The sequence below is a fragment of the Telluria sp. AZSoR62 genome (assembly GCF_058111565.1).
Genome location: NZ_JBYTST010000014.1, coordinates 60,279 through 73,085 on the forward strand (window position 1 = coordinate 60,279; position 12,807 = coordinate 73,085).

Consider the following 12,807-nt stretch of genomic DNA (forward strand, 5'->3'; position numbering starts at 1 on the left):
AGAGCTAATCTAGGCGGCCAGCAGGGTGCGCAAATTGCAGTCGCGCTGCCAGGCGCGCCGTTCTTCGCTCGAATTGGCCCAGCAATGCATTTCTTCCGGCGTCTGCGCGGCCTGGGCCTGCACCAGGCGGTCGGCCACGAGCGCGTCCGGCACCATGGTGCCGAAAAAGCCCACCGTGTCGCCGCGCTGCACGAGCAGGGTCGGGAAGTTGTCGACGTCGAGGTCGCCCACGATATCGGCCTGGTCCTCGATGTCGATCCACACAAACGTCTTGTCCGGATGCCGGCTGGCCAGGGCTTCGAACGTGGCGCGATAGCCCGCGCAGGTGCCGCACCAGGCGGCGCACAGGCAGGCGACGGTCAGGGCGTCGCCTTCGATGGCGGCGGCGATGGCTTCGCGGTTGGCGGAATCGAGTGTCAGGCTTTGCATGAGGCGAATTCTACCGCGTGTTGCGCAGTTCTTGTGCATCGCGGGAAATGCCGGCGCCCGGAACGTAGTCGATGCGCGGCCGAGCGGGTAAAATGCCGGCATGCCCACCATCCTTGCCATTGAAACCTCGTCCGAGCTCGCCTCCTGCGCGCTGCTGGCCGGGGACACCGTCTTCGCCCGTTCCACTACCGGCGTGCGCACCCATTCGCAATCGATCTTGCCGATGGTGCAGGAACTGCTGGCCGAAGCCGGCATCCGGCTGGCCGACTGCGACGCGGTGGCCTTCGGCGCCGGTCCCGGCTCGTTTACCGGCGTGCGCACCGCCTGCGGCGTGGCCCAGGGCCTGGCCTTCGGGGCCGGCCTGCCCGTGCTGCCGATGGTGACCTTGGCGGCGATGGCCGAGGCCTGCCGCGCCCGCACCGGCGCAACCGAGGTATTGGCGGTGCTCGACGCGCGCATGAACGAGGTGTACTGGGCCCAGTACCGCTACGACGGCGGGTGGACCGAGGTCGTGGCGCCGGCCCTGTCGGCCCCGGAAGCCGTGCAGCCCGTCGCGGCCGATGGCCTGGCCGCCTGCGGCAATGGCTTCTCCGCCTACCCGGAGGCCTTTGCCGGCGCGGCCTTTGCCGCCGGCGCGTTCGGCGACATCCTGCCGCAGGCGCGCGAGATGGCGCTGCTGGCGGTGCCGGCATTGGCCGCCGGCCTGGGCGTGCCCGCGGCCCAGGCCCAGCCGCTCTACCTGCGCAACAAGATCGCCTTCACCAGCGCCGAGCGCCTGGCGATCAATGCGGCCAAGGCGAACGCATGACGGTCGCGAACGCGCTCGGCGAGCTGGCCTTCGCGCCGATGACCCCCGGCGACGTCGACGAGGTGCATGCGCTCGAATGCAGCGTGTTCCCGCACCCCTGGAGCCGCACCAACTTCAGCGATTCGCTCGCCAGCGGCTACGATGCCTGGACCGTGCGCGATGCCGGCGGCGCCCTGGCCGGCTACTACCTGTTGATGTACGCGGTCGACGAAGCCCACCTGCTCGACGTGGCGGTGGCTGCCGGGCGCCAGCGCCAGGGGCTGGGTCGCCACCTGCTCGAGCGCATCGGCGCGCGTGCGCGGGAAGCCGGCATGGAATCGATTTTGCTGGAGGTGCGCCCGTCGAACGAGCGCGCGCTGGACGTCTACCGCCGCTACGGCTACCGCGAGATCGGCCGCCGCAAAGGCTATTACCCGGCCCATGCCGGCCTGCGCGAGGATGCGATTGTGATGAGGCTGGACCTGTGAACGAATTGAGCAAGCGCGATGCGGCCTTCCTGGCCGAGATGGGCATCGGCCCACTGTGGAGCGTGCGCGCGGCGCCTGCTTCGGTAGACGCCGTCGCCGTCGAGGACATCCCGGCGCCTGCCCCGGCCGCGCCGCCGGCGCCGCTGGCGCCCCCGCCGATGCCGCGCCAGGTCGCCGAGCCGGCCGCGGCGCGCAGCTGGAACCCGCCGGTCGCCGAACCCATCCCCGCGCCGGAACAGGTCGACGTCTCCGCGCTCGACTGGGACGATCTGCGCCAGGCCGTGGCCTCGTGCAAGCACTGCAGCGCCTGCAGCCAAGGCCGCAAGCCGGTGTTCGGCGCCGGTGCCAGGGCTGCGCGCTGGCTGGTCGCGGCGGGCACCGCCAGCGCCCTCGACGAACAGGCCGGCGAGCCGATGACGGGCGAGCCCGGCAAGCTGCTCGACAACATGCTGCAGGCGGTAGGCCTGTCGCGCGAGGCCGACGTCTATATCACCAGCCTGGTCAAATGCCGTCCCGCCAACCGCAATGGCGGCGATCGCGCCCCGACGCCGGACGAAGTGGCGGCCTGCCGGCCCTTCCTGGAGCGCGAGCGCGAACTGTGCGGCGCCGCGGCCATCCTGACCCTGGGCCAGGTGGCCACCAACGGCCTGCTGGGCAAGCCGCTGTCCGAACCGCTGGCCGGCTCGCGCGGCGCCATCCACCGGGTCGGGACCGTGCCGATGGTGGCGACCCTGCATCCGGGCGAACTGCTGCGGCGCGGCGCCGACAAGGCGCTGGCCTGGAGCGACTTGTGCCGGGCGAAGGCCATGGATGGACGCGGCGGCTGAGAGCTACCAGCAGGGCTTCCACCGCCGTTGGGGCCACCTGCGGCGGGCCCGGGTGCGGGCGCTGGCCTGGCTGCTCGACGCGCCGGGCCTGCTCGACGCGCAGCACCCGCTGTGGGCCGGCCGCATCGCCACCGTCGGCCCGGCCACGCCGGACACCGCCGCCTGGCTGGCCCGGCTCGACCACGATCCTTCCGCGCTGGATGCGGCGCTCGGCCCCCGCGTCTACACGCGCCTGGGCCTGTACGCCGAAAAGCTGATGGCCTTCTATTATGCGCAGCACGGCATGCTGGTCGCCCACGGCCTGCAGGTGCGCGCCAGCCGCAACGATACCGTCGGCGAGTTCGACTTCCTGCTGGAAGACGGCCCGGACGCGGTCGAGCACATCGAGTTCGCCACCAAGTTCTACCTGCTGGAAGGAGAGGGCGGGCGCGAGATGGATGCCCTGGTCGGCCCCAACCTGGCCGACAGCCTGGGCGCGAAGATGCGCAAGGTCTTCGAGCGCCAGCTCGGCCTGGGCCGACATCCGGCCGCGCAAGTCTTGCTGCCGCGCCCCGTCCTGCATGCGCGGGCCCTGGTCAAGGGCTGGCTGTTTTATCCCGCCGGCAGCTGGCCCGCGATGCGCGGCATCGCCGCCGGCCATTGCCGCGGCTTCTGGTGCGCGCTGAACGAGATCGATACCCTGGCCGGGGAAGGTTTTCTGATCCTGCCCAAGCTGCAGTGGCTGGCCCCGTTCCGCGCCGGTTCGGCCGAGTGGATGATGACCGGCGCGCAGCTGCATGCGGAACTGGAGGCGCAGTTCGAGACCAACCCCACGCCGGTGCTGGTGGCGGCGGTGCGCCAGCTGCCGGGGGCGATCGAGGAAATCGAGCGTGGGTTCATCGTGCCGGGCGACTGGCGCGCACGCGCCGCGGCACGCCGCTGATCAGTGCTTGTGTTCGCCGATCAGCGCGAGCGAATCATGCTCGCGCTGGTTGGCCGCGTGCTTGCGCCCGATGAAGTACATGATGCCGGCCACCGACAGGCCGAACATGACGACGATGATGTCCAGGTCCAGGTTCAGCGTGATCATGATCGCGTACAGCGCCAGCATGGTCAGGATCGACAGGTTCTCGTTGAAGTTCTGGACCGCGATCGAGTGGCCCGCGCTCATGAGCACGTGGCCGCGGTGCTGCAGCAGGGCGTTCATCGGCACCACGAAGAAGCCCGACAGGAAGCCGATGAGCGTGAGCAGCGGGTAGGCGAAGGTCACCGAGGTGACGAACACCATGCTGCACACCACCAGGCCCATGATGATCCCGAGCGGGATCACGGTCAGCGATTTGCGCAGCGGGATCATGCGCGCCGCCATCACGGCGCCCAGCGCCACGCCGATCGCCACCACGCCGATCAGGTTGGTCGCTTTGTCGAGCGGCATGTGCAGCGAGCGCTCGGCCCATTTCAGCACGATGAATTGCAAGGTCGCGCCGGCGCCCCAGAACAGGGTGGTCACGGCCAGCGAGATCTGGCCCAGCTTGTCGCGCCAGAGCGTGGCCGAGCAGTTGGCGAAATCGGCGATCAGCTTGGCGGGGTTGCGTTCCTGGTGCTCGTAGCGCGCGCCGGTGTCCGGAATGCGCAGGTTGAACAGGGTCGCGAGGATATAGATGACCACCACCACCGCCATTGCCGCTTCGGCGCCGGTGTCGATGCCGGTTTCATAGCCGGGGATGTCGAAGCCGAGCAGCCAGGCGCTGCCGCGGGTGCTGACCAGGGTGCCGCCCAGCACGGTGCCGAGGATGATCGACATGACCGTGAGCCCCTCGATCCAGCCGTTGGCCGGCACGAGTTTTTCCGGCGGCAGCAGTTCGGTCAGGATGCCGTATTTGGCGGGGGAGTAGACGGCCGCGCCGAAACCGACGACGGCATACGACAGCAGCGGGTGCACGGTCAGGAACATCAGCGCGCAGCCGAACACCTTGATCAGGTTGGCGATGAACATCACGCGGCCCTTGGGCAGCGAATCGGCAAAGGCGCCCACGAACGCAGCCAGCAGCACGTAGAAGAGCACGAATGAAAGCTTCAGCAGGGGAGTCAGCGAAGCCGGGGCATTCATCGACGTCAGCAGACTGATCGCAACAAACAGGAGCGCATTGTCTGCCAGCGACGAGAAAAACTGCGCCGCCATGATGGTATAAAAACCACGGTTCATTCTAAAAGAGTAAAAGCTGGTCCGAGTTGCTTTATACCATGAATGCTCGCCGGTCCAAAAGAAAACCCGGCTTGTCAGCACGACGCGGCTGGGCACGCCCCGGCCCGCTCCGGTAAAATAGACCCCTTCCCAGCCTTTGCACGCCGGCCCCAAAACGCCGGTATTGACGATGCCACGCCCGCTCTCCGCCACCATCCATCTCGATTCCATGCAACACAACCTGACGCGCGCGCGCAGCTGCGCGCCGCAGGCGAAGATCTGGGCCGTCGTCAAGGCCAACGCCTATGGCCATGGCCTGGAGCGCGCCATGCGCGGCTTCGCCCAGGCCGACGGCCTGGCCCTGATCGAAACCGAGAATGCGGTACGCCTGCGCGCGAGCGGCTGGATCAAGCCGGTGCTGCTGCTGGAAGGGATCTTCGATGCCTCGGATGTGCCGCTGCTGGCCGAGCACAATATCAATAGCGCGGTCCACAACATCGAGCAGATCAAGATGCTCGAGTACACCCAGCTGTATCGCCCGATCGACGTGCACCTGAAGATGAATACCGGGATGAACCGCCTGGGCTTCCAGCCGGGCGAGTACGCGGCCGCCTTCAAGCGCCTGCGCGCGATTCCCGGCGTGCGCAACATCACCCACATGACCCACTTCGCCAATGCCGACGAGCTGGAGCACCCGCGCCTGACCATCGCCGAGCAGGTGCGCCGCTTCCAGCATGGCGCGCAGGGCCTTGCGGGCGAGCGCAGCCTGTCCAATTCCGGCGGCGTGCTGCACCAGCCGGAGCTGGGCGACGCGCTGTCGAACGACTGGGTGCGGCCCGGCGTCATGCTGTATGGCGGCACCCCGGGCGGGCGCAGCGCCCAGGACTTCGGCCTGCGTCCCACCATGACGCTGCGCTCGGAGATCATCGGCATCCAGGAATTGGTCGCCGGCGACACGGTCGGCTATGGCAGCCGCTTCGAAGCGACCGGCCCGATGACGGTGGGCGTGGTGGCTTGCGGCTATGCCGACGGCTACCCGCGCCACGCGCCGCACGGCACCCCGGTGGTGGTCGACGGCGTGCGCACCACCCTGGTCGGGCGGGTGTCGATGGACATGATGACGGTGGACCTGACGCCGCTACGCAATGCGCGCATCGGCAGCAAGGTCACGCTGTGGGGCGACGGCTTGCCGATCGACGAAGTGGCCCAGAGCGCCGGCACGATCGGCTATGAATTGATGTGCGCACTCGCCCAGCGGGTGCGCGTACAGGAAGGACGGATGGGAACCGATGGCTAAATCACGCACCGTTTTTGTCTGCACCGAATGCGGCGCCACCGCCAGCCGCTGGGCCGGCCAGTGCCCTGACTGCAAGGCCTGGAACACCCTGGTCGAGAGCGTGGCCGAGGCGCCCGGCGTGAACCGGATGTCGCAGGTCCAGCACAAGAGCCTGGCCCAGACCGCGCCGGTGCTGTCCTTGAAGGACATCGACGCGCTGGACGTGCCGCGCTTCGGCACCGGCATCGAGGAATTCGACCGCGTGCTCGGCGGAGGACTGGTGGCCGGCGGGGTGGTGCTGATCGGCGGCGACCCCGGCATCGGCAAGTCGACCCTGCTGCTGCAGGCACTGGCCAATCTTGCGGCCACGCGCAACACGCTCTACGTGTCGGGCGAGGAATCCGGCTCCCAGATAGCGCTGCGCGCACGGCGCCTGTCGGTCGACTCGTCCGAACTGAATTTCCAGGCCGAGATCCAGCTCGAAAAAATCCTGGGTACCCTGGCCGACCTGAAGCCCGAAGTGGCGGTGATCGATTCGATCCAGACCCTGTATTCGGACGCACTGACCTCGGCTCCCGGCTCGGTGGCCCAGGTGCGCGAATGCGCGGCCCAGCTCACCCGGGTGGCCAAGCAGACCGGCATCACGATCATTCTGGTGGGCCACGTGACGAAAGAGGGCGCGCTGGCGGGACCGCGTGTGTTGGAACACATCGTCGACACCGTGCTGTATTTCGAGGGCGACACCCAGTCGAGCTTCCGCCTGGTGCGGGCCATCAAGAACCGTTTTGGCGCGGTGAATGAGCTGGGCGTGTTCGCGATGACCGAGAAGGGCCTGAAGGGCGTATCCAACCCGTCGGCGCTGTTCCTGTCGCAGCACGACAGCCAGGTGCCGGGTTCCTGCGTGATGGTCACGCAGGAGGGCACGCGCCCGCTGCTGGTCGAGATCCAGGCCCTGGTCGACGCCAGTCACCTGCCCAATGCGCGCCGCCTGTCGGTGGGCCTGGAACAGAACCGCCTGGCGATGCTGCTGGCCGTGCTGCACCGGCATGCCGGCATCGCCGCGTTCGACCAGGACGTCTTCATCAACGCCGTGGGCGGCGTGAAGATCGCCGAACCGGCGGCCGACCTGGCCGTGCTGCTGGCGATTAACTCCTCGATGCGCAACAAGCCGCTGCCGCGCGGCCTGGTGGTGTTCGGCGAAGTCGGCCTGGCCGGCGAGATCCGCCCGGCGCCACGCGGGCAGGAGCGCCTGAAGGAAGCGGCCAAGCTCGGGTTTTCGCACGCCCTGATCCCGAAGGGGAATGTGCCGAAGCAGAAAATCGAGGGCATGACCATCATCGCGGTCGAGCGCATCGACCAGGCCTTTACCAAGCTGCGCGAACTGGACTGAGCGTTCCCGCGTCCTTACCATCCACCTGTTTATTTCATTGATATTGGCATAACGTGTTTTCAGAACAAAGGCTATCCGAACGCAAGCCCTTGCGCACCCGTGCCCGCGTGGCGATGGAAGGCCAGGCCCAGGTGGTCGGCCGCACCAACGACCTGAGTGCGAATGGCGTCAGCATCAACCTGCCGGACCCGCTGCCGGTCGGCCAGTCCGGGCAAATCGGCTTCGACCTGCTGATCGACGGCAAGCAGGTGGCGGTCAGCGCGCGTGCGCGCGCGCTCTATTGCATCTTCAGCAATGGCGAATTCAAGGTCGGGTTCCAGTTCCTGAACCTGGAGCTGGCGGCGATGACGGCGGTGGCGCGCTACCTGCGCTGATCCGGCGGCCACCATGCAAAACGGCGAGTGCCCTCCGGGCCTCGCCGTTTTGTCGCTTTATGACATGATCCGAGGAATCGGATCGGCACTATTCGTGATAGTGATCGGTTAGGCTTTCCTTGCTGCCTTTGACCTCTTGGAAGATCTCGAAAGCAACGAGGCCAGCCAAGCCACTCAGGATACCAAATACCATAATACTGAACATAACCGTCAACGCCTTTCAGCATCCCTCCCTGTGAAGAACCTGTCTTCAGCTTAGCAGAAGGCGCTGTCTTTACAAGGCGGACGGAGGGGCAGGGTCGTAATATATTTGCATCGGTTGGGGCCGCCTGGAACCGGGCCTGGCGTGGTAGAGCCAATCGTGTGCGCCCGAGGCCGAAACCGGGGCAAGCTACGGCCGGCGCGCCCGATTATTACATCTGTCATGAACTTGTCATAATCGGGCAGTAGACTTCGCAGCGTCAATGAAACGGGTTCGCCCGGCCTCTTCGAAAGGATCCACCATGCGTATGAAGCATCTGTTCATCTCCGTCGCGCTCGCAGCCTCCAGCCTCGCTGCCAGCGCCCAGGCCGCCAACATCACCGGCGCCGGTGCGACCTTCCCGTATCCGATCTATGCAAAATGGGCCGAAATGTACAAGGCCACGTCGGGCAATGGCCTGAATTACCAGTCGGTCGGCTCGGGCGCCGGCATCAAGCAGATCAAGGCCAAGACCGTCGACTTCGGCGCCTCGGACATGCCGCTGCCGGCTGCCGAGCTGGATGCCGCCGGCCTGTTCCAGTTCCCTGCGATCATGGGCGGCGTGGTGCCGGTCGTGAACCTGCCGGGCACCGCTCCCGGCCAGCTCAAGCTGACCGGCGCCGTCCTGGCCGATATCTTCCTGGGCAAGATCAAGACCTGGAATGCGCCGCAGATCGCCGCGCTCAACCCTGGCGTCAAGCTTCCCGCCGACGAGATCACCGTGGTGCACCGCGCCGACAGCTCGGGCACGTCCTACCTCTGGACCGATTACCTGTCCCAGACCAACGCCGAATGGAAGTCGAAGATCGGCTCGGGCACCGCGGTCAAGTGGGCCGTGGGCGTGGGCGGCAAGGGCAACGAAGGTGTCGCGGCCAACGTCCAGCGCATCAAGGGCTCGATCGGCTATGTGGAATGGGCCTACGCCAAGAAGAACCGCATGCAGCACACCCAGCTGCAAAACAAGGACGGCGTGTTCCTGCAGCCGGATGACGCCAACTTCAAGGCCGCCGCTGCCGGCGCCAACTGGACCGGCACCCCGGGCTTTGCCGTGGTGCTGACCAACCAGCCGGGCAAGGCCAGCTGGCCGATCACCGGCGTGTCCTATATCCTGGTGCACAAGAGCCAGGCTGATGCGAACAAGGGCAAGGAAGTGCTGAAGTTCTTCGATTGGGCATACAAGAATGGCGACGCCGCTGCAGCCGAGCTGGACTATGTGCCGATGCCGGACACCGTCACCAAGCTGGTGCAGGATGCCTGGCGCGCAAACATGAAGGACGCTTCGGGCAAGGCGCTCTGGTAATTTCCCTTCCACAGCGAAGGGAAGGGCTGGCAGTATTACGGTACGCCAGCCCTTTCGTTCGCCAGCAAGATTGACAAAAAGTTATGAGCGTACAACCCTCCGTCGCGATGCCCGACCTGTCCAAGCAGAAGGACGATGCCAACGGCTTTCACTCCGCCGCCCTGCGCAACACGATGCGCAAGCAGCGCATCCAGGATTTCTTCTTCCATAAAGTCACGCTGCTGTTCGCGGCCTCGGTCATGCTGGTGCTGGTCGGGATCATCGTCTCGCTGGTGATCGGCGCGGCCCCGGCCTTCCGCGAATTCGGGCTCGGGTTCATCACCCGCGTCGAGTGGGATCCGGTGGGCGACCAGTTCGGCGCCCTGATTGCGATCTGGGGCACGCTGGCCACCTCGATCATCGCCCTGGCGGTGGCCTTTCCCATCAGCTTCGGCATTGCGCTGTTCCTGACCGAGATCTGCCCGGTCTGGCTGCGCCGCCCGCTTGGCACCGCCGTCGAGCTGCTCGCCGGCGTACCCTCGATCATCTACGGCATGTGGGGCTTCTTCGTGTTCGCGCCGCTGTTCGCCGACCATGTCCAGCCGCTGCTCAAGAGCACCATCGGCCAGGTACCGGTGATCGGCCAGCTGTTCCAGGGCCCGATCATGGGCATCGGCATCCTGACCGCGGGCCTGATCCTGGCCATCATGATCATTCCTTTCATCGCATCGGTGATGCGCGACGTGTTCGAGATCGTCCCGACGGTGCTCAAGGAATCCGCCTACGGCCTGGGCTGCACCAAGTGGGAAGTGGTGCGCAAGATCGTCCTGCCATACACCCGCAACGGCGTGGTCGGGGGCGTGATGCTGGGCCTGGGCCGCGCGCTGGGCGAGACCATGGCCGTGACCTTCTTGATCGGCAATGCGCACGACCTGTCCTGGTCGCTGTTCTCGGCAGGTAACTCGATTTCCTCGACCCTGGCCAACGAATTCAACGAAGCCACCACGCCGCTGCATACCTCGTCCCTGTATGCGCTCGGCCTGATCCTGTTCGCCATCACCTTCATCGTGCTGTCGGCAGCCAAGCTGATGCTGGCCGGGATGTCGCGCAAGGAAGGAACCAAATAATGAGCACTCCTGTGAAGAACCCCGTCTACCGCAAGCGCCTGCTGGCCCACCGTTTCGGCATCGCGCTGTCCGTGCTGGCAATGGGCATCGGCCTGGCCTTCCTGGCCTGGATCCTGGCCACGCTCCTGATCAACGGTGTCGGCGCCTTGTCGACGACCCTGTTCACGGGCGACACCCCGGCGCCGGGCAGCCCCGGCGGCCTGCGCAATGCGATCGTCGGCAGCCTGATGATGGTGGGTCTGTCGACCCTGGTCAGCACCCCGGTCGGCATCCTGGCCGGCATCTACCTGGCCGAATACGGCGAAGGCAACCGCTTCGCCCAGGCGACCCGTTTCGTGACCGACATCATGCTGTCGGCGCCCTCGATCGTGATCGGCGTCTTCGTGTACGCCCTGTACGTGACCAGGACCGGCAACTTCTCCGGTTTCGCCGGTTCCATCGCGCTGTCGCTGATCGCGGTGCCCGTGGTGGTGCGCACCACCGACAACATGCTGCGCCTGGTGCCGACCAGCCTGCTCGAGGCGGCCTACGCCCTGGGCGCCCCGCACTGGAAAGTCGCCACCATGGTGCGCCTGCGCGCCGTCAAGGCCGGCGTCATCACCGGCGTGCTGCTGGCCGTGGCCCGCGTCTCGGGCGAAACCGCGCCGCTTCTGTTCACCGCGCTGAACAACCAGTTCTACAGCAATGACATGAGCCAGCCGATGGCCAACCTGCCGGTCGTGATCTACCAGTTCGCGATGAGCCCTTACGACGACTGGCGTTCGCTGGCCTGGGGCGGCGCACTGCTCGTGACCTTTACCGTGCTGTTGCTGAACATCCTGTCGCGCACCCTGTTCAGCCAGAAGACCCCGCGTTAATTTTTTCTAGAACATACCGATGACCCAACTCATGCCGAACCAGGCCGCAGGCAGCGCCAAAGCCAAGACCATCGAAATCGAAGGCCTGAACTTCTTCTACGGTAAAACGCAGAGCCTGAAGAACGTGTCGCTCGACATCCACGACAAGCAGGTGACGGCCTTCATCGGCCCGTCCGGCTGCGGCAAGTCGACCCTGCTGCGCACGCTCAACCGCATGTACGACCTGTACCCGGGCCAGCGCGCGGAAGGCTCGATCATGTACCACGGCCGCAATATCCTGGAGCCGGGCGTGGACGTGAACATGCTGCGCGCGAAGATCGGCATGGTGTTCCAGAAGCCGACGCCGTTCCCGATGTCGATCTACGACAACATCGCCTTCGGCGTGCGCCTGTACGAGAACCTTTCGAAAGGCGAGATGGACGAGCGCGTGGAATGGGCGCTGAAGAAAGCGGCGCTGTGGGAAGAAGCCAAGGACAAGCTCAACAAGAGCGGCCTGTCGCTGTCCGGCGGCCAGCAGCAGCGCCTGTGCATCGCGCGCGGCGTGGCGGTCAAGCCGGACGTGCTGCTGCTCGACGAGCCGACCTCGGCCCTGGACCCGATCTCGACCGCAAAGATCGAGGAACTGATCAGCGAACTGAAGCAGGAATACACCATCACCATCGTGACCCACAACATGCAGCAGGCCGCGCGTTGTTCAGACTACACCGCCTACATGTACCTTGGCGAGCTGGTGGAATTCGGCGAGACCGACCAGATTTTCATGAATCCGGCGCGTAAAGAAACGCAGGACTACATCACCGGCCGCTTCGGATAAAGGGTGCCGTTGTGCCCCGTGACGATAACAATAGTATTAGGAGAATGCGAAATGACAGGCGAACACTCATCCAAGCAGTATGACCAGGAACTCGAAGCGATCCGTTCCAAGGTCCTCTTGATGGGCGGCATGGTCGAGAACCAGTTCGAGGCGGCGCTGGAATGCTTCCGCATGGACGACCCGGCGCGCGCGGATCGCGTGATGGCCGAAGACCAGGCGGTCAACCAGCTCGAAGTGCAGCTCGACGACGCCTGCAGCCACCTGATCGTGCGCCGCCAGCCGACCGCGAACGACCTGCGCACCGTGATGGCCAGCATCAAGGTCATCACCGACCTCGAACGCATCGGCGACGAAGCCTCGAAGATCGCACGCACCGCCAAGGGTTTGTACGAGCGCGGCAATACCTCGTTTGCGCACTACGACATGATCCGCACCATCGCCAAGGCCACCGGCGAACTGCTGCACAATGCGCTTGACGCATTTGCCCGCCTGGACGGCAAGCAGGCGCTCGAGCTGATCGCGGCAGACGAAAGCATCGACCACGAGTTCCGCACCATCCTGCGCAACCTGATCACCTTCATGATGGAAGACCCGCGCACGATTTCGTCGGCGCTCGACACGCTGTGGGTGGCCAAGGCCATCGAGCGTATCGGCGACCATGCCAAGAACATCGCCGAATACGTGATCTACGTGGTCGAAGGCCGCGACATCCGCCACAGCAAGCCAGTGGCCATCGAGCAGCCGGCAGGGTAAC

General features: G+C 65.9%; 14 protein-coding genes. 12 read left to right on the forward strand and 2 right to left on the reverse strand.

Annotated features, from left to right (window positions below):
• Positions 1 to 9: 9 nt before the first annotated feature.
• Positions 10 to 429, reverse strand: coding sequence for a thioredoxin family protein (locus AC3XQU_RS19590; RefSeq protein WP_489875839.1), 420 nt, complete (start codon positions 427 to 429; stop codon positions 10 to 12).
• A gap of 100 nt (positions 430 to 529) precedes the next feature.
• Between AC3XQU_RS19590 and tsaB the strand changes: the two genes are divergently transcribed.
• Genes tsaB through AC3XQU_RS19610 form a run of 4 tightly spaced genes read left to right on the forward strand, consistent with a single transcriptional unit; the run spans position 530 to position 3,453 of the window.
• Entirely contained in the window at positions 530 to 1,237 is a 708-nt protein-coding gene (gene tsaB, locus AC3XQU_RS19595) for a tRNA (adenosine(37)-N6)-threonylcarbamoyltransferase complex dimerization subunit type 1 TsaB (RefSeq protein WP_489875840.1), read from the forward strand.
• Positions 1,234 to 1,704, forward strand: coding sequence for a ribosomal protein S18-alanine N-acetyltransferase (rimI, locus tag AC3XQU_RS19600; protein WP_489875841.1), 471 nt, complete (start codon positions 1,234 to 1,236; stop codon positions 1,702 to 1,704). Before tsaB ends, rimI begins: the two co-directional genes overlap by 4 nt.
• Positions 1,701 to 2,531, forward strand: coding sequence for a uracil-DNA glycosylase (locus tag AC3XQU_RS19605; RefSeq protein ID WP_489875842.1), 831 nt, complete (start codon positions 1,701 to 1,703; stop codon positions 2,529 to 2,531). The genes rimI and AC3XQU_RS19605 overlap by 4 nt, the downstream gene beginning before the upstream one ends.
• On the forward strand, positions 2,515 to 3,453 hold the full coding sequence (locus tag AC3XQU_RS19610) for a DUF1853 family protein (RefSeq protein WP_489875843.1): 939 nt from the start codon (positions 2,515 to 2,517) through the stop codon (positions 3,451 to 3,453). The genes AC3XQU_RS19605 and AC3XQU_RS19610 overlap by 17 nt, the downstream gene beginning before the upstream one ends.
• Here the strand turns inward: AC3XQU_RS19610 and lplT are convergent, their stop codons facing one another.
• Positions 3,454 to 4,716 (reverse strand): lysophospholipid transporter LplT, encoded by a 1,263-nt coding sequence (lplT, locus tag AC3XQU_RS19615; RefSeq protein ID WP_489875844.1) that lies wholly within the window; start codon positions 4,714 to 4,716, stop codon positions 3,454 to 3,456. It abuts the gene before it with no gap.
• A 169-nt stretch (positions 4,717 to 4,885) separates the two neighbouring features.
• Between lplT and alr the strand changes: the two genes are divergently transcribed.
• The 8 genes from alr (at position 4,886) to phoU (ending at position 12,806) form a co-directional block, all read left to right on the forward strand.
• Positions 4,886 to 5,992, forward strand: a complete 1,107-nt coding sequence (gene alr / locus AC3XQU_RS19620) for an alanine racemase (protein ID WP_489875845.1) — start codon at positions 4,886 to 4,888, stop codon at positions 5,990 to 5,992.
• Entirely contained in the window at positions 5,985 to 7,361 is a 1,377-nt protein-coding gene (gene radA / locus AC3XQU_RS19625; protein ID WP_489875846.1) for a DNA repair protein RadA, read from the forward strand. Before alr ends, radA begins: the two co-directional genes overlap by 8 nt.
• A gap of 53 nt (positions 7,362 to 7,414) precedes the next feature.
• The gene (locus tag AC3XQU_RS19630; RefSeq protein WP_489875847.1) at positions 7,415 to 7,735 is read left to right on the forward strand and encodes a PilZ domain-containing protein; all 321 of its coding nucleotides are present in this window, start codon (positions 7,415 to 7,417) and stop codon (positions 7,733 to 7,735) included.
• A gap of 503 nt (positions 7,736 to 8,238) precedes the next feature.
• The gene (gene pstS, locus AC3XQU_RS19635) at positions 8,239 to 9,276 is read left to right on the forward strand and encodes a phosphate ABC transporter substrate-binding protein PstS (protein WP_489875848.1); all 1,038 of its coding nucleotides are present in this window, start codon (positions 8,239 to 8,241) and stop codon (positions 9,274 to 9,276) included.
• A gap of 107 nt (positions 9,277 to 9,383) precedes the next feature.
• Complete coding sequence (gene pstC, locus AC3XQU_RS19640) at positions 9,384 to 10,382, forward strand: phosphate ABC transporter permease subunit PstC (RefSeq protein ID WP_489875885.1); 999 nt, start codon at positions 9,384 to 9,386, stop codon at positions 10,380 to 10,382.
• Positions 10,382 to 11,239: a phosphate ABC transporter permease PstA gene (pstA, locus tag AC3XQU_RS19645; protein ID WP_489875849.1), complete on the forward strand. Its 858-nt coding sequence runs from the start codon at positions 10,382 to 10,384 to the stop codon at positions 11,237 to 11,239. The genes pstC and pstA overlap by 1 nt, the downstream gene beginning before the upstream one ends.
• 19 nt (positions 11,240 to 11,258) lie before the next feature.
• Positions 11,259 to 12,053 carry a phosphate ABC transporter ATP-binding protein PstB gene (gene pstB, locus AC3XQU_RS19650; RefSeq protein WP_489875850.1) on the forward strand — a complete coding sequence of 265 codons (795 nt, stop codon included), beginning with the start codon at positions 11,259 to 11,261 and terminating at the stop codon, positions 12,051 to 12,053.
• A 51-nt stretch (positions 12,054 to 12,104) separates the two neighbouring features.
• Positions 12,105 to 12,806 carry a phosphate signaling complex protein PhoU gene (phoU, locus tag AC3XQU_RS19655; protein WP_489875851.1) on the forward strand — a complete coding sequence of 234 codons (702 nt, stop codon included), beginning with the start codon at positions 12,105 to 12,107 and terminating at the stop codon, positions 12,804 to 12,806.
• The last annotated feature ends 1 nt before the right edge of the window (position 12,807 follow it).

What these genes read in the sequence shown, in the direction of transcription:
- phoU (WP_489875851.1), top strand. Translation starts at nt 12,105, where the DNA reads ATGACAGGCGAACACTCATCCAAGCAGTATGACCAGGAACTCGAAGCG.
- pstA (WP_489875849.1), top strand. Translation starts at nt 10,382, where the DNA reads ATGAGCACTCCTGTGAAGAACCCCGTCTACCGCAAGCGCCTGCTGGCC.
- rimI (WP_489875841.1), top strand. Translation starts at nt 1,234, where the DNA reads ATGACGGTCGCGAACGCGCTCGGCGAGCTGGCCTTCGCGCCGATGACC.
- tsaB (WP_489875840.1), top strand. Translation starts at nt 530, where the DNA reads ATGCCCACCATCCTTGCCATTGAAACCTCGTCCGAGCTCGCCTCCTGC.
- AC3XQU_RS19590 (WP_489875839.1), bottom strand. Translation starts at nt 429, where the DNA reads ATGCAAAGCCTGACACTCGATTCCGCCAACCGCGAAGCCATCGCCGCC.
- pstS (WP_489875848.1), top strand. Translation starts at nt 8,239, where the DNA reads ATGCGTATGAAGCATCTGTTCATCTCCGTCGCGCTCGCAGCCTCCAGC.
- radA (WP_489875846.1), top strand. Translation starts at nt 5,985, where the DNA reads ATGGCTAAATCACGCACCGTTTTTGTCTGCACCGAATGCGGCGCCACC.
- pstB (WP_489875850.1), top strand. Translation starts at nt 11,259, where the DNA reads ATGACCCAACTCATGCCGAACCAGGCCGCAGGCAGCGCCAAAGCCAAG.
- pstC (WP_489875885.1), top strand. Translation starts at nt 9,384, where the DNA reads ATGCCCGACCTGTCCAAGCAGAAGGACGATGCCAACGGCTTTCACTCC.
- lplT (WP_489875844.1), bottom strand. Translation starts at nt 4,716, where the DNA reads ATGAACCGTGGTTTTTATACCATCATGGCGGCGCAGTTTTTCTCGTCG.
- AC3XQU_RS19610 (WP_489875843.1), top strand. Translation starts at nt 2,515, where the DNA reads ATGGACGCGGCGGCTGAGAGCTACCAGCAGGGCTTCCACCGCCGTTGG.
- alr (WP_489875845.1), top strand. Translation starts at nt 4,886, where the DNA reads ATGCCACGCCCGCTCTCCGCCACCATCCATCTCGATTCCATGCAACAC.